Here is a 14,833-nt window from a genome sequence, read left to right on the forward strand (position 1 = left end):
TGGCACCGAACAAGGATATGTGAGGCTATTTAATCACCCCACTTCTGGTAACCATCCTGCTGCAATCAAAAATTGCACTCCAATCACGCCAATACCACAGAGAAACACCAGTACCAGCGCCGGACGGCCGCCTTTAACCCGATAACCTGCTTGTGGATTATGCTTTCTGCTTTGCCAGGTCAGCAGGGAAGGGATAATCAACGCCAGTACAGCAAGCGCCACACCGGCGTAACCCAGCGCCATCACAAAGCCACGTGGGTAAAACAGAGCAAATGCCAGCGGTGGCAGAAAAGTAATTGCCCCGGTTTGCATTCTCCCGCCAACGCTATTTGAACGCTGAAACAGATCCGCAAGATAATCAAATAAGCCTAATGCTACGCCGAGGAAGGACGTTGCGAGGGCTAAGTCCGCAAATAAATGCACCGCCAGTTCGACATGCGGTGAGGCCACCACTTCGCGTAATGCCTGTAACAGCCCGTTGAGCCCGGCATGATTAGCCAGCAGTCCCATAAAAGTTGTTGAATCAATGCTGCCCAGCGTCGCCAGTTGCCAGAAGATATACGCCACCAGAGGGATCGCACTACCTGTAATAAATACCCAGCGCAGCTTGCGAATGTTGCCATCCATATAACTGACGATGCTAGGTACACTACCGTGGAAGCCAAATGACGTAAAAATTACCGGGATCGCAGACAACGCGAGTCCTTGTTGCAGCGGTAGAGTTAAAAGATTCACTTTATGAATATGCGGTAGCAGCAGTACCAGCATCACCACCAGAAAAATAATTTTGGCGCTAAACAGAAAGCGGTTAAATAAATCGACCAGCGACGTCCCGACACAAACCACACCACCGGCAACAAAAGTGAACAACAACACGCCAGCGGTTGCCGACACTGGAATACCGGTCCAGTCACTGATGCTGGAGGCAAGTAATTCACCGGCACCGCTAATGTACGCCGCTGTCAGGGCATACATTAAAAACATTATACTGAAGCCAGTGAGCCACTGCCCATAACGCCCCAAATAGCGTTTTGCCAGCGTGCCCAGACCGGTATCTGCGGGGACATGCTGGTACACCTCCAGCAATAGCAGTGCGGTGTAACACATCAATGCCCACAGACCAACTAACAATGTCAATGTGACACTAAAACCGACGCCTGCTGCCGCCAGTGGCATTGCCAACATACCCGCGCCAATTGTGGTTCCTGCCACGATAAAAACACTTCCCAGAGTTCTGTTTTTCACGCTTTCTTCTGTCCTGACGATCTTTATGAGAGATATCTGCGGCGCAGGTTAAGGCATTCTACATTCCTCGTCAAATCGACGTTACATTTGCTGTAAATAAAAATGTACAATGAAATGCATTCAGAACTGCGCTGGCGCAAAGCCTTGATGAGCGGATATCGCATACGCTATGCCCTTTTTGAGGAGGAACGATGGACTCTATTCACGGTCATGAAGTGTTAAATATGATGATTGAATCAGGCGAGCAATATACGCACGCCAGTCTGGAAGCGGCGATCAAAGCGCGTTTTGGTGAACAGGCGCGTTTTCATACCTGCTCGGCGGAAGGGATGACGGTGGGAGAGCTGGTGGCGTTTCTGGCGGCGAAAGGTAAATTTATTCCCGGCGAAGAAGGGTTCTCAACCGATACAAGTAAAATTTGTCGCCACTGATATGAAACGGCGGCAGTAAATCTGCCGCCAGAATAGATTAGTTTTGCGCGTCGAGGGTAGAAAGTTCTTTATCGATGAAATAAAGACCTTCGCCGCTTTTACCGGCCAGACTTAATTTATCAATAATCGATTTGAACAACTTCTCTTCTTCATGCTGCTCAGAAACATACCATTGCAGGAAATTAAACGTTGGGTAATCCTGGTTGGTCATGGCGGCGTGAGCCAGTTCATTAATTTTCTGCGTGATTAATTGTTCATGCTTATAGGTTTCCTGGAATAATTCATCAAGTGAAGAATATTCAGCAAACGGGGATTCAACGGTATTAATACGCGGTAAGTTTCCGGTATCGGTCAGATAATCAAACAGACGCTGCATATGCGTCATCTCTTCCTGGGCGTGGCGGCGCAGAAATGCAGCCGCACCTTCAAAGGTATGATAGCTGCACCAGGCGCTCATTTGCTGATAAAGCAGTGAAGAGTACAGTTCCAGGTTCATCTGCTCATTGAGTTTTTCAATCATTTCTGGTTTCAGCATGATAGTGCTCCACAAAGGTTATTTTTGTTGCTGTGGCGCCACTATAATTTGTTATTTTATTATTTGCAAAAGGTAAAATATTAAATTCAATTATTAAAAATACGAATGGGAATAAAACGCATTAACGCTATTCGTGGAATTAATTAACCAGCGAAGCATCCCTCGCTGATTAAGGTCTTTATTGATAAGTCGAGGGCATTAAATTTTGGCACTGATACGACAACGTAAATTCCGTATTCAGACATAACGACCCCGCAAACAGACTACAGTTACTTACAGGTTGCCCAAACGCAATGGCGCGGGTAAACCCAGCGTGCTGACATGCGCGTTCCGCTATTCTCTGATTAAGATAACTGTCAGTACGGGCGTGTTGTAAAAACGCCTGGTCATAAACGAGGCGTACAATACCGCTCGTGACATTAACCTCGCTCAATTGAGCCTGACGAGTTACGGTGCAGCCCGCTAATGTTAAAAGCGAAAAAACAATTATCAGATGTTTCATGTCACGGCCTGAAAAGGGAGAAGAAACAGGTATTGTACCTGCGCGCAGGATCAGGTTATGGACAGAAAAGACGACGGATCGGCGCTATTCCTTGCTTTTCCCAGAAGTCAGATGCTTTATGGTGACTTTGTGGGTTATCAATTTCATAACATTAAAGGGATATTTGTGTGATGTAAATCACATAAAGATTGATTTTTGTGATGGATATCATATTATAAGCGTAAAGACGATAACACCTGCATAACAAATGGTCGGAGTACCTCAATGAAACTGCGCAAAATCCTGAAAAGCATGTTCGATAACTATTGCAAGACGTTCAAAGACGTACCGCCAGGCAATATGTTCAGATAACAAAAAACCTGCTTCGGCAGGTTTTTTTGTGCCCTGGTGATGGCGGATGTGACTATCGCTGTGGAGGGGAAGTCGCTACTATAGCGGCTTTCAAAATGCTATCAGGAGTTTACAATGTCCCAGCCGCTGAATGCCGATCAGGAACTGGTCTCTGATGTTGTCGCTTGCCAGTTGGTAATCAAACAAATTCTCGACGTACTCGATGTGATCGCACCTGTTGAGTTGCGTGAAAAAATGTCCAGCCAGCTGAAGAATATCGATTTTACTAACCATCCCGCCGCAGCCGATCCGGTAACGATGCGCGCTATCCAAAAAGCTATCGCGCTGATTGAACTGAAATTTACTCCGCAAGGTGAATCCCATTAAAAAAACCGCTGCTTCAAAGTATGAAGCAGCGGTTTTCTCAAAATTATTTGTATCCGGCGCATGTTTTAAAGCGCCGAACATGATTAATGTATCTGATGCGACACGACATTAAGAACATGCTGGTCGGTCTGGACAGGGCACATACCGGCAAGTTTCGCGCTGCGCACTTCATCAAGAATGGTTTGCAACAACAGGCCATCGTGCTGCTGTTCTTTTTCCAGATCGCGCAGGAAATCGACGGTAGAATCATCATTCAATTCTTTAGCTTCATCGGCTAATTGTGACAGCTTGCTTGAACGCTGCTCATATTCTTCCATCGTTTTTTGGAAGAGTTCTTCCAGAGAGTTAAGCTTTTCTCCTGGTACATCGATAGCTTTAACGATGGGAGTTGCTCCGATACTTTTCATAAAGTTAAACATGCGCATCATTTGCGTCACGTTACTTTGAGCCTGGGCGCGAAGGAAAGTAGCGGTGCCATTCAGACTTTGTTCAGAACACCATTTGCTCAGGTGAAGGTAGAGATTGGATGCGTAAAACTCGCGGTTCATTTGGGTGTTGAGTTTGAGAAGCATTCCAGTGGTTGCCATACCTAATATCCTTATATCCAGAAGACGTGAGGTGCAAGATGAATCAAAACACCGTAATTACTGCTTGCAGAATAATTCCTTTCTGCATGTCCAAAATGTGATCGTGGAGTCAATTCTGACGATGATCTGAAATAAGCATAACGTCTGAACTGATATAAGAAAATCCTTAAATCACCGGATTTATATTTTTTTACATTTCATTGGTGAGATCAATTAGTTTGCAATAATTCCTAATGCGTCATATTGATGTATTTCATTGATATTAAAATGATTTCTTAATGACATGATGATGTTTTGATATTTTAAGGTGTTTTTTCGATTATGCGATAATGCTCTCGTTATAGCGTTACCTTTAATTAATAAATGAGGTGATAATTAATGTAGAAATTGATTGGTGCAAGGTTTAGAGACTTCTTTCTCCTTTCACTATTCAGCGCAAATGAACAACCTCTTGCCCGGTAATAATTAGATTAAAAAAGACACTCCCTGCCTCTCAAAGCACACCACAAGGATTTCCAGGCTAATGTCATGGATTATTCTGCTAATGCTTTTTTGATTTGTCAGACAATTACCGATTCCAGTATGTCATTTCTCGCTGAATTTATGCACGTTCTCACTGTAATTCTGCTATGTGATATTGCTCTCCTATGGAGAATTAATTTCTCGCTAAAACTATGCCAACACAGTCAATTATCTTTTCGATAAAGGTAATGCTTTGTTTTCCGATTGAATTAACAAAAGTTCTTAGTTTTTGCCCTACACAAAATGACGCTAAAGCTGGAGATAACCATGCACAAATTTACTAAAGCTCTTGCAGCCATTGGTCTGGCTGCCGTTATGTCACAATCCGCTATGGCGGAAAACCTGAAACTCGGTTTCCTGGTAAAGCAACCAGAAGAGCCGTGGTTCCAGACCGAATGGAAGTTTGCCGATAAAGCCGGGAAAGATTTAGGGTTTGACGTTATTAAGATTGCCGTGCCGGATGGCGAAAAGACGCTGAACGCCATCGACAGTCTGGCTGCCAGCGGTGCGAAAGGGTTTGTCATTTGTACGCCAGACCCGAAACTGGGTTCCGCAATTGTGGCGAAAGCACGTGGCTATGGTATGAAAGTGATTGCCGTGGATGACCAGTTTGTAAATGCCAAAGGTAAGCCGATGGATACCGTGCCGCTGGTGATGATGGCGGCGACCAAAATTGGTGAGCGTCAGGGCCAGGAACTGTATAAAGAGATGCAGAAACGTGGTTGGGACGTAAAAGAAAGTGCCGTAATGGCGATTACTGCCAACGAACTGGATACCGCTCGTCGCCGTACCACGGGTTCTATGGATGCGCTGAAAGCCGCCGGATTCCCGGAAAAACAAATTTATCAGGTTCCCACCAAATCTAACGACATCCCAGGGGCATTTGACGCCGCCAACTCCATGCTGGTTCAGCATCCTGAAGTTAAACACTGGTTGATTGTCGGGATGAATGACAGCACCGTGCTGGGCGGTGTACGTGCAACGGAAGGTCAGGGCTTTAAAGCGGCGGACATCATTGGTATTGGTATCAATGGGGTGGATGCGGTGAGCGAGCTGTCAAAAGCGCAGGCTACCGGTTTCTACGGTTCACTCCTGCCAAGCCCGGACGTACATGGCTATAAATCCAGCGAAATGCTCTACAACTGGGTAGCGAAAGACGTAGAACCACCAAAATTCACTGAAGTTACCGATGTAGTTCTGATTACGCGCGACAACTTTAAAGAAGAACTGGAGAAAAAAGGTTTAGGCGGTAAGTAATCTGCCGTAAAAATTCCCCTCTGCCTTTATTGTGCAGAGGGGGTGTGAAAGACCAGTGATTCACGGAGACGTTATGCAACAGTCTACCCCGTATCTCTCATTTCGCGGCATTGGTAAAACTTTCCCCGGCGTTAAGGCGTTGACGGATATCAGTTTTGACTGCTATGCCGGTCAGGTTCATGCGTTGATGGGTGAAAATGGCGCAGGAAAATCAACACTCTTAAAAATCCTTAGTGGAAACTATGCGCCAACCACGGGTTCTGTAGTGATTAATGGACAAGAAATGTCCTTTTCCGACACGACCGCTGCGCTTAACGCGGGTGTGGCGATTATTTACCAGGAACTGCATCTCGTGCCGGAAATGACCGTCGCGGAAAATATTTATCTCGGCCAGCTTCCCCATAAAGGCGGCATTGTGAATCGTTCACTGCTGAATTATGAAGCAGGTTTACAACTCAAACATCTGGGTATGGATATTGACCCGGCTACGCCGCTGAAATATCTCTCCATTGGTCAGTGGCAGATGGTTGAAATTGCCAAAGCTCTGGCGCGTAACGCCAAAATTATCGCCTTTGATGAGCCAACCAGCTCCCTGTCTGCCCGTGAAATCGACAATCTTTTCCGCGTTATTCGTGAACTGCGAAAAGAGGGGCGGGTGATCTTATACGTTTCTCACCGTATGGAAGAAATATTTGCCCTCAGCGATGCCATCACCGTCTTTAAAGATGGGCGTTATGTCAAAACCTTTACCGATATGCAGCAGGTTGACCACGACGCACTGGTACAGGCGATGGTTGGTCGCGATATCGGCGATATCTACGGCTGGCAACCGCGTAGCTATGGTGAGGAGCGATTGCGTCTGGATGCCGTGAAGGCGCCTGGTGTGCGTACGCCAATAAGCCTGACCGTTCGCAGTGGTGAAATCGTTGGTCTGTTTGGTCTGGTGGGGGCAGGACGCAGCGAATTAATGAAAGGCATGTTTGGTGGGACGCAAATCACCGCCGGTCAGGTTTATATCGACCAAAAGCCGATCGATATCCGTAAACCAGGCCACGCCATTGCTGCTGGCATGATGCTCTGTCCAGAAGATCGTAAAGCGGAAGGCATTATTCCGGTGCATTCCGTCCGTGACAATATCAACATCAGCGCCCGTCGCAAGCATGTTCTCGGCGGTTGCGTGATCAATAACGGCTGGGAAGCAAATAATGCTGATCACCATATTCGTTCGCTCAATATCAAAACGCCAGGAGCAGAGCAATTAATCATGAATCTCTCCGGTGGTAATCAGCAAAAAGCCATTCTGGGACGCTGGTTATCGGAAGATATGAAAGTCATTTTGCTGGATGAACCTACGCGCGGTATTGATGTGGGAGCCAAGCACGAAATATATAATGTGATTTATGCGCTGGCGGCGCAGGGGGTGGCGGTGCTGTTTGCCTCCAGCGATCTGCCCGAAGTCCTCGGCGTCGCCGACCGTATTGTCGTCATGCGTGAAGGTGAAATCGCTGGTGAATTGCTACACGAGCAGGCAGATGAGCGTCAGGCACTAAGCCTTGCTATGCCTAAAGTCAGTCAGGCAGTTGCCTGAGTAAGGAGAGTATGATGTCTTCTGTTTCTACATCGGGTTCTGGCGCACCTAAGTCGTCATTCAGCTTCGGCCGTATCTGGGATCAGTACGGTATGCTGGTGGTGTTTGCGGTGCTGTTTATTGCCTGTGCCATTTTTGTCCCGAACTTTGCCACCTTCATTAATATGAAAGGGCTGGGGCTGGCAATCTCCATGTCGGGGATGGTGGCGTGCGGTATGTTGTTCTGTCTCGCGTCGGGTGACTTTGACCTTTCTGTTGCTTCGGTCATTGCCTGTGCAGGTGTCACTACGGCGGTGGTTATCAATCTGACCGAAAGCCTGTGGATAGGCGTGGCGGCAGGTTTGCTGCTGGGCGTCCTCTGCGGTCTGGTGAATGGCTTTGTTATCGCTAAACTTAAAATTAACGCCTTGATTACCACGCTGGCGACGATGCAGATTGTCCGTGGTCTGGCGTATATCATCTCTGACGGTAAAGCGGTCGGTATCGAAGATGAAAGTTTCTTTGCTCTCGGTTATGCCAACTGGTTCGGCCTGCCTGCGCCAATCTGGCTCACTGTCGCTTGCCTGATAATCTTTGGCTTGCTGCTGAACAAAACTACCTTTGGTCGTAATACGCTGGCGATTGGCGGTAACGAAGAGGCCGCGCGTCTGGCGGGTGTACCTGTTGTCCGCACCAAAATCATTATCTTCGTTCTCTCTGGTCTGGTATCGGCGATTGCCGGGATTGTTCTGGCTTCGCGCATGACCAGCGGTCAGCCGATGACCTCGATTGGCTATGAGTTGATTGTTATCTCAGCCTGCGTTTTAGGTGGCGTTTCTCTGAAAGGTGGCATCGGAAAAATCTCATATGTGGTGGCGGGTATCTTAATTTTAGGGACTGTAGAAAATGCTATGAACCTGCTCAATATTTCTCCTTTCGCGCAGTACGTGGTTCGTGGCTTAATCCTGCTGGCGGCGGTGATCTTCGACCGTTACAAGCAAAAAGCGAAACGCACTGTCTGATGCTTTTTTTCGCAACAATTTAGCTCTTTTTTCCATCACAGCCAGCCGCCACAACGGCTGGCTGTTCTTTTTTGCAAATGGCGAGCTACGTCACACTGTCTATACTTACATGTCTGTAAAGCGCGTTCTGCGCGAACTATAAAAAGATAAGGAGGAGTACCGGGTGACAGAACCGTTAACCGAACCCCCTGAACTATCCGCGAAATATGCCTGGTTTTTTGATCTCGATGGAACGCTGGCGGAAATTAAACCGCATCCCGATCAGGTCGTCGTGCCTGACAATATTCTGCAAGGACTTCAGCTACTGGCAACCGCAAGTGATGGTGCATTGGCATTGATATCAGGGCGCTCAATGGTCGAGCTTGACGCACTGGCAAAACCTTATCGCTTCCCGTTAGCGGGCGTGCATGGGGCGGAGCGCCGTGACATCAATGGTAAAACGCATATCGTTCATTTGCCGGATGCGATTGCCCGCGATATCAGCGTTCAACTGCATACGGCAATCAGCCACTATCCCGGTGCGGAAGTGGAGGCGAAAGGGATGGCGTTTGCGCTGCATTATCGTCAGGCGCCGCAGCACGAAGACGCCTTATTGACATTAGCGCAACGCATTACCCAGATTTGGCCGCAAATGGCATTACAGCAGGGAAAGTGTGTCGTCGAGATTAAACCAGGAAACACCAGTAAAGGGGAGGCGATTGCAGCCTTTATGCAGGAAGCTCCCTTTGTCGGCCGTAAGCCCGTTTTTCTGGGCGATGATTTAACCGATGAATCTGGCTTCGCGGTCGTTAACCGACTGGGTGGAATGTCAGTGAAAATTGGCACCGGAGCGACTCAGGCATCATGGCGGCTGGCGGGCGTGCCGGATGTCTGGAGCTGGCTTGAAATGATAACCAACGCATTACAACAACAAAAAAGAGAAAATAACAGGAGTGATGACTATGAGTCGTTTAGTCGTAGTATCTAACCGGATTGCACCACCAGACGAGCACGCCGCCAGTGCCGGTGGCCTTGCTGTCGGCATACTGGGGGCACTGAAAGCCGCAGGTGGGCTGTGGTTTGGTTGGAGTGGCGAAACAGGGAATGAGGTTCAGCCGCTAAAAAAGGTGAAAAAAGGAAATATTACTTGGGCCTCTTTTAACCTCAGCGAACAGGATCTCGACGAATACTACAACCAATTCTCTAATGCCGTTCTCTGGCCTGCATTTCATTATCGACTCGATCTGGTGCAATTTCAGCGTCCTGCCTGGGACGGCTATCTACGCGTAAATGCGTTACTGGCAGATAAATTACTGCCGCTGCTGGAAGACGATGACATTATCTGGGTTCACGATTATCACCTGTTGCCATTTGCGCATGAATTACGCAAACGTGGGGTGAATAATCGCATTGGTTTCTTCCTGCATATTCCTTTCCCGACGCCGGAAATCTTCAATGCGCTGCCGACGTATGACACCTTGCTTGAACAGCTTTGTGATTATGATTTACTGGGTTTCCAGACAGAGAACGATCGTCTGGCGTTCCTGGATTGCCTTTCTAACCTGACCCGCGTTACGACGCGTAGCTCAAAAAGCCATACGGCCTGGGGCAAAGCGTTTCGAACCGAAGTTTACCCCATTGGCATTGAACCAGATGAGATTGCCAAACAGGCTGCCGGACCACTGCCGGCAAAACTGGCGCAACTAAAAGCGGAACTGAAAAATGTACAGAATATCTTTTCTGTCGAACGACTGGATTATTCCAAAGGTTTGCCGGAGCGTTTTCTCGCCTATGAAGCGTTGCTGGAAAAATATCCGCAACATCACGGTAAAATTCGCTATACCCAGATTGCGCCAACGTCGCGTGGTGATGTGCAAGCGTATCAGGATATTCGTCATCAGTTGGAAAATGAAGCCGGGAGAATTAACGGCAAATATGGTCAATTAGGCTGGACGCCGCTTTATTATCTGAATCAGCATTTTGATCGTAAATTACTGATGAAAATCTTCCGCTATTCCGATGTTGGATTAGTGACGCCGCTGCGCGACGGAATGAACCTGGTCGCGAAAGAGTATGTTGCCGCACAAGATCCTGCCAATCCGGGCGTACTGGTACTTTCGCAATTTGCCGGGGCGGCAAACGAACTGACGTCGGCGTTAATTGTAAACCCATACGATCGTGATGAAGTTGCGGCGGCGCTCAATCGGGCGTTGACGATGTCGCTGGCGGAACGTATTTCCCGCCATGCAGAAATGCTGGAAGTTATTGTGAAAAACGACATTAATCACTGGCAGGAGTATTTTATTCGCGACCTAAAGCAGATAGTTCCGCGAAGCGCGGAAAGTCAGCAGCGCGATAAAGTTGCCACCTTTCCGAAACTGGCGTAATCGCGGTTAATCTCCCTTAAGCGGAACCAGTAGTACATCGACCTCGCTTGAGGCAATCACACTTTTCGCTGAGCAGGATGCTCGCGAAAAGAAACTGTGGTTATGATTGCCGCAAATCACCAAATCGAATTTATGTTTACGGCACACTGCCAGAATATGTTCGCTTAACTCTCCGCAAGCAATAAACGTCTCTTCTACCGGATATCCCGCATCCTTAATTAATTTATCAAGAAAGTTTTGTGTTTCTTCATGCATCACGCTGCGTAAATCTTCAAGCATCGGTGCGGCTAATTGATTGAATATTTCCGGGTCGGAAGCGAGAGTGATCAAACTTATGCGTCCATTAACCGGACGGGCGATAGATACCGCTTTTGTTAACAGTTGCTGGCTTTCTGGCGAGACAGCTACAGCAACAAGAACATTGGTATAGCTCATAACCTGCTCCTTATTCTGTGAACTTCAGGTGTTATTACAGCTTTACTCTGAATGAGGCACTGATGCAATAACAACTCAGTCAAAAAGGTAAATATTAGGATGGTTACTAGTAAGAATAATTAATTAGTACCGAAATGTTATCATGCGATCACCAGTGTGGTTATAAGAAGTGAAATTAACTATTTTCCTTATAAAACAAATGGATAATATTTGTAAAACATTTGCTTAACATTTGAGGAGTTCCCGGCTTTATTTTCACTTGAACAGGCTCATGTTATGTAACTCTCTGTTTGAAAATAATTTATAGAGGATAAATAAATTTATTTCATACATAACATATGGTTATTTACGGTGATTTATATTAACAGTGCGCAACATAATAATTTTATGCATCCACTTCATTTTTGAAGTCAGGGGCGCTGAAAAACTTTTTAACAGAATGAAATATCACCAAAACAAAAGTATGACTTATACATTAATGTTAAGTAATTGAGTGTTTTGTGTGATCTGAGTCACACATTATCGAAAATCGCAGCGTCGCTCCGTTGTATGTGTGAGTGGTGACGAGTACAGTTGCGTCGAATTAGGAAAAATCTTAGATAAGTGTAAAAAACACTACTCTCTGTAAGGGATTGTTTCATCTCTTACGATGCCTGTGTTTTTTCGTTGATCGCAACTATTCCATGGTTATTTACTTTTTACCGGGATTTCCCGGCGACATCACGGGGTGCGGTGATACCGCATAAAAATAAAGTTAGTTATTCTGGATGGGAATAATGCATACCTCCGAGTTGCTGAAACATATTTATGACATCAATTTGTCATATTTACTTCTTGCACAACGTCTGATCGTTCAGGACAAAGCGTCCGCCATGTTTCGTCTCGGTATTAATGAAGAAATGGCAACAACGTTAGCGACGCTGACGCTTCCGCAAATGGTTAAACTGGCAGAAACCAATCAACTGATTTGTCATTTCCGCTTTGACAGCCACCAGACTATTAATCAGTTGACGCAGGATTCCCGCGTTGACGATCTCCAGCAAGTTCATACCGGTATCATGCTCTCTACACGTTTGTTGAATGATGTTAATCAGCCCGAAGAAGTGCTGCGTAAAAAAAGGGCCTGATAATGAGCGAAAAAAGCATTGTTCAGGAAGCCCGGGATATTCAGCTGGCAATGGAATTGATCACCCTCGGCGCTCGTTTGCAGATGCTGGAAAGTGAAACACAATTAAGTCGCGGACGTCTGATCAAACTCTATAAAGAACTGCGCGGAAGTCCGCCGCCGAAAGGTATGCTGCCATTCTCCACCGACTGGTTTATGACCTGGGAACAAAATGTTCATGCGTCGATGTTTTGTAATGCATGGCAGTTTTTGCTGAAAACCGGGTTATGTAACGGCGTCGATGCCGTGATCAAAGCCTATCGTTTATACCTCGAACAGTGTCCGCAAGCCGAAGAAGGCCCTCTGCTGGCGTTGACACGCGCCTGGACACTGGTGCGATTTGTTGAAAGTGGTTTACTACAACTTTCCAGTTGCAAGTGCTGCGGCGGTAATTTTATCACCCATGCCCATCAGCCTGTTGGCAGCTTTGCCTGCAGCTTATGTCAGCCGCCATCACGAGCGGTAAAAAGACGTAAACTTTCTCAAGACCCTGCCGATATTATCCCTCAACTGCTGGATGAACAGAGAGTACAGGCTGTTTAACTCACGCGATATGGCGAAACATTCCAGTAGCGGCAAGTGATTGTCGCTGCTTTTTTTCCCCGACCGTAAGTTAACGCCCGACGACTGAACATCCTGTCATGGTCAACAGTGAAAGGATGATGTCGTGCTTATCTTATTAGGTTACCTGGTTGTTCTCGGTACAGTTTTCGGCGGTTATTTGATGACCGGCGGAAGCCTTGGAGCACTCTATCAACCCGCTGAACTGGTGATTATTGCCGGTGCAGGCATTGGGTCGTTTATTGTCGGCAACAACGGTAAAGCCATCAAAGGCACGCTTAAGGCGCTGCCGTTACTGTTTCGCCGCTCCAAATACACCAAAGCGATGTATATGGATCTGCTGGCACTGCTTTACCGGCTAATGGCGAAATCACGCCAGATGGGCATGTTTTCGCTGGAGCGCGATATTGAAAATCCTCGCGAGAGCGAGATCTTCGCCAGTTATCCTCGCATTATGGCAGATGCCGTCATGCTTGATTTTATTGTCGATTATCTGCGCCTGATTATTAGTGGTCACATGAATACCTTCGAAATCGAAGCTTTGATGGATGAAGAGATCGAGACTCACGAAAGCGAGGCGGAAGTCCCGGCAAACAGTCTGGCGCTGGTCGGTGACTCGCTCCCGGCATTTGGTATTGTCGCCGCAGTGATGGGGGTGGTTCACGCGTTAGGTTCAGCCGATCGTCCTGCCGCCGAACTGGGGGCGCTGATTGCTCATGCAATGGTGGGGACTTTCCTCGGTATCTTATTGGCTTACGGATTTATTTCCCCGCTGGCAAGTGTTTTGCGCCAGAAAAGCGCAGAGACCAGCAAAATGATGCAGTGCGTCAAAGTCATACTGCTTTCTAATCTCAACGGTTATGCACCGCCAATTGCGGTTGAATTTGGTCGCAAAACGCTCTATTCCAGCGAGCGCCCGTCGTTCGTCGAACTGGAAGAGCACGTTCGTGCAGTGAAAAATCCGCAACAGCAGACGACAACCGAGGAAGCATGAAGAATCACGCGCATCCAATTATTGTCGTCAAGCGACGCAAAGCGAAAAGTCACGGCGCGGCGCATGGATCGTGGAAGATTGCTTATGCTGACTTTATGACTGCGATGATGGCTTTTTTTCTGGTGATGTGGCTGATCTCCATCTCCAGCCCAAAAGAGCTGATTCAGATTGCGGAATATTTCCGCACGCCGCTGGCGACGGCAGTAACGGGCGGCGATCGCATTTCGAATAGTGAAAGCCCAATTCCTGGCGGGGGTGATGATTACACCCAAAGCCAGGGAGAAGTGAATAAGCAGCCAGACATTGAAGAACTGAAAAAACGCATGGAGCAAAGTCGGCTGCGGAAATTGCGGGGCGATCTCGACCAGCTTATTGAATCAGACCCGAAACTACGGGCGCTGCGTCCACATCTCAAAATCGATCTGGTGCAGGAAGGTTTACGCATTCAGATTATCGACAGCCAGAATCGCCCGATGTTTAAAACCGGCAGTGCTGACGTCGAACCCTATATGCGTGACATTCTGCGGAGTATTGCGCCTGTGCTGAACGGTATTCCTAACCGTATCAGTCTCTCCGGTCATACCGATGATTTCCCTTACGCCAAGGGTGAGCAAGGCTATAGCAACTGGGAGCTTTCTGCCGAACGCGCTAATGCGTCGCGCCGTGAGCTAATGGTGGGCGGTCTGGCTGATGGCAAAATTCTGCGCGTCGTAGGCATGGCAGCCACCATGCGTTTAAGCGATCGTGGACCTGATGATGCCGTCAATCGTCGAATCAGCCTGCTGGTTCTGAACAGACAAGCCGAACAAGCTATTTTGCATGAAAACGCTGAAAGCCAGAATGAGCCGGTAAGTGTTCTGGAAAAAACAGGGAGCGCACCGCAGGTCAGTGTTCCCACAATGCCATCAGCCGAACCGAGGTGACAGC

The 14,833-nt window shown here is 47.5% G+C and carries 17 protein-coding genes; 12 read left to right on the plus strand and 5 right to left on the minus strand.

Annotated features, from left to right (window positions below; translation table 11 throughout):
* Positions 1-33: 33 nt before the first annotated feature.
* A complete protein-coding gene (gene tyrP, locus C3D30_RS12155) occupies positions 34-1,245 on the minus strand; it encodes a tyrosine transporter TyrP (protein WP_105286928.1) in 1,212 nt (403 codons plus the stop codon).
* A 191-nt stretch (positions 1,246-1,436) separates the two neighbouring features.
* Here tyrP and C3D30_RS12160 point away from each other — a divergent pair, with 191 nt between their 5' ends.
* Positions 1,437-1,676, plus strand: coding sequence for a YecH family metal-binding protein (locus C3D30_RS12160; RefSeq protein ID WP_105286929.1), 240 nt, complete (start codon positions 1,437-1,439; stop codon positions 1,674-1,676).
* 37 nt (positions 1,677-1,713) lie between these two features.
* Here C3D30_RS12160 and ftnA read toward each other — a convergent pair whose 3' ends face one another.
* Positions 1,714-2,211, minus strand: coding sequence for a non-heme ferritin (gene ftnA / locus C3D30_RS12165; RefSeq protein ID WP_000917207.1), 498 nt, complete (start codon positions 2,209-2,211; stop codon positions 1,714-1,716).
* A gap of 178 nt (positions 2,212-2,389) precedes the next feature.
* On the minus strand, positions 2,390-2,713 hold the full coding sequence (gene yecR / locus C3D30_RS12170; RefSeq protein ID WP_105286930.1) for a YecR family lipoprotein: 324 nt from the start codon (positions 2,711-2,713) through the stop codon (positions 2,390-2,392).
* A gap of 264 nt (positions 2,714-2,977) precedes the next feature.
* Between yecR and azuC the strand changes: the two genes are divergently transcribed.
* Positions 2,978-3,064, plus strand: a complete 87-nt coding sequence (azuC, locus tag C3D30_RS20350) for a stress response protein AzuC (RefSeq protein WP_077629254.1) — start codon at positions 2,978-2,980, stop codon at positions 3,062-3,064.
* A 114-nt stretch (positions 3,065-3,178) separates the two neighbouring features.
* On the plus strand, positions 3,179-3,430 hold the full coding sequence (gene yecJ / locus C3D30_RS12180; protein WP_000082114.1) for a DUF2766 family protein YecJ: 252 nt from the start codon (positions 3,179-3,181) through the stop codon (positions 3,428-3,430).
* Between the two features lie 83 nt (positions 3,431-3,513).
* On the opposite strand, the gene C3D30_RS12185 is transcribed toward yecJ, so the two are convergent.
* Positions 3,514-4,017 carry a non-heme ferritin-like protein gene (locus C3D30_RS12185; protein ID WP_000246122.1) on the minus strand — a complete coding sequence of 168 codons (504 nt, stop codon included), beginning with the start codon at positions 4,015-4,017 and terminating at the stop codon, positions 3,514-3,516.
* 789 nt (positions 4,018-4,806) lie between these two features.
* On the opposite strand from C3D30_RS12185, the gene araF reads away from it, so the two are divergent.
* From araF to otsA, 5 genes are all read left to right on the plus strand, one after another.
* Positions 4,807-5,796, plus strand: coding sequence for an arabinose ABC transporter substrate-binding protein AraF (araF, locus tag C3D30_RS12195; protein ID WP_000548667.1), 990 nt, complete (start codon positions 4,807-4,809; stop codon positions 5,794-5,796).
* Positions 5,797-5,869: 73 nt separating this feature from the next.
* A complete protein-coding gene (gene araG, locus C3D30_RS12200) occupies positions 5,870-7,384 on the plus strand; it encodes an arabinose ABC transporter ATP-binding protein AraG (RefSeq protein ID WP_001187791.1) in 1,515 nt (504 codons plus the stop codon).
* Positions 7,385-7,398: 14 nt separating this feature from the next.
* A complete protein-coding gene (gene araH / locus C3D30_RS12205; RefSeq protein WP_010356944.1) occupies positions 7,399-8,385 on the plus strand; it encodes an arabinose ABC transporter permease AraH in 987 nt (328 codons plus the stop codon).
* Positions 8,386-8,548: 163 nt separating this feature from the next.
* On the plus strand, positions 8,549-9,352 hold the full coding sequence (gene otsB / locus C3D30_RS12210) for a trehalose-phosphatase (protein WP_000138762.1): 804 nt from the start codon (positions 8,549-8,551) through the stop codon (positions 9,350-9,352).
* Entirely contained in the window at positions 9,327-10,751 is a 1,425-nt protein-coding gene (gene otsA / locus C3D30_RS12215) for an alpha,alpha-trehalose-phosphate synthase (protein ID WP_105286932.1), read from the plus strand. Before otsB ends, otsA begins: the two co-directional genes overlap by 26 nt.
* Positions 10,752-10,757: 6 nt before the next feature.
* Here otsA and uspC read toward each other — a convergent pair whose 3' ends face one another.
* Positions 10,758-11,186, minus strand: coding sequence for a universal stress protein UspC (gene uspC, locus C3D30_RS12220; protein ID WP_000122664.1), 429 nt, complete (start codon positions 11,184-11,186; stop codon positions 10,758-10,760).
* Between the two features lie 776 nt (positions 11,187-11,962).
* Here uspC and flhD point away from each other — a divergent pair.
* From flhD to motB, 4 genes are all read left to right on the plus strand, one after another.
* Positions 11,963-12,313, plus strand: coding sequence for a flagellar transcriptional regulator FlhD (flhD, locus tag C3D30_RS12225; RefSeq protein WP_001516558.1), 351 nt, complete (start codon positions 11,963-11,965; stop codon positions 12,311-12,313).
* A gap of 2 nt (positions 12,314-12,315) precedes the next feature.
* Positions 12,316-12,894: a flagellar transcriptional regulator FlhC gene (flhC, locus tag C3D30_RS12230; protein ID WP_001291598.1), complete on the plus strand. Its 579-nt coding sequence runs from the start codon at positions 12,316-12,318 to the stop codon at positions 12,892-12,894.
* 124 nt (positions 12,895-13,018) lie between these two features.
* On the plus strand, positions 13,019-13,906 hold the full coding sequence (gene motA / locus C3D30_RS12240) for a flagellar motor stator protein MotA (RefSeq protein ID WP_000906346.1): 888 nt from the start codon (positions 13,019-13,021) through the stop codon (positions 13,904-13,906).
* Positions 13,903-14,829: a flagellar motor protein MotB gene (gene motB / locus C3D30_RS12245; RefSeq protein WP_105286933.1), complete on the plus strand. Its 927-nt coding sequence runs from the start codon at positions 13,903-13,905 to the stop codon at positions 14,827-14,829. Before motA ends, motB begins: the two co-directional genes overlap by 4 nt.
* Positions 14,830-14,833 lie beyond the last annotated feature (4 nt).

Source organism: Escherichia sp. MOD1-EC5433, from assembly GCF_002966005.1.
Taxonomy (GTDB): Bacteria; Pseudomonadota; Gammaproteobacteria; order Enterobacterales; family Enterobacteriaceae; genus Escherichia; species Escherichia ruysiae.

Bases quoted from the DNA above. Each gene is read 5' to 3' on its own strand.
- yecR (WP_105286930.1), bottom strand. From the start codon at position 2,713: ATGAAACATCTGATAATTGTTTTTTCGCTTTTAACATTAGCGGGCTGC.
- C3D30_RS12160 (WP_105286929.1), top strand. From the start codon at position 1,437: ATGGACTCTATTCACGGTCATGAAGTGTTAAATATGATGATTGAATCA.
- C3D30_RS12185 (WP_000246122.1), bottom strand. From the start codon at position 4,017: ATGGCAACCACTGGAATGCTTCTCAAACTCAACACCCAAATGAACCGC.
- araF (WP_000548667.1), top strand. From the start codon at position 4,807: ATGCACAAATTTACTAAAGCTCTTGCAGCCATTGGTCTGGCTGCCGTT.
- yecJ (WP_000082114.1), top strand. From the start codon at position 3,179: ATGTCCCAGCCGCTGAATGCCGATCAGGAACTGGTCTCTGATGTTGTC.
- araG (WP_001187791.1), top strand. From the start codon at position 5,870: ATGCAACAGTCTACCCCGTATCTCTCATTTCGCGGCATTGGTAAAACT.
- azuC (WP_077629254.1), top strand. From the start codon at position 2,978: ATGAAACTGCGCAAAATCCTGAAAAGCATGTTCGATAACTATTGCAAG.
- ftnA (WP_000917207.1), bottom strand. From the start codon at position 2,211: ATGCTGAAACCAGAAATGATTGAAAAACTCAATGAGCAGATGAACCTG.
- araH (WP_010356944.1), top strand. From the start codon at position 7,399: ATGTCTTCTGTTTCTACATCGGGTTCTGGCGCACCTAAGTCGTCATTC.
- flhD (WP_001516558.1), top strand. From the start codon at position 11,963: ATGCATACCTCCGAGTTGCTGAAACATATTTATGACATCAATTTGTCA.
- otsA (WP_105286932.1), top strand. From the start codon at position 9,327: ATGAGTCGTTTAGTCGTAGTATCTAACCGGATTGCACCACCAGACGAG.
- flhC (WP_001291598.1), top strand. From the start codon at position 12,316: ATGAGCGAAAAAAGCATTGTTCAGGAAGCCCGGGATATTCAGCTGGCA.
- uspC (WP_000122664.1), bottom strand. From the start codon at position 11,186: ATGAGCTATACCAATGTTCTTGTTGCTGTAGCTGTCTCGCCAGAAAGC.
- motB (WP_105286933.1), top strand. From the start codon at position 13,903: ATGAAGAATCACGCGCATCCAATTATTGTCGTCAAGCGACGCAAAGCG.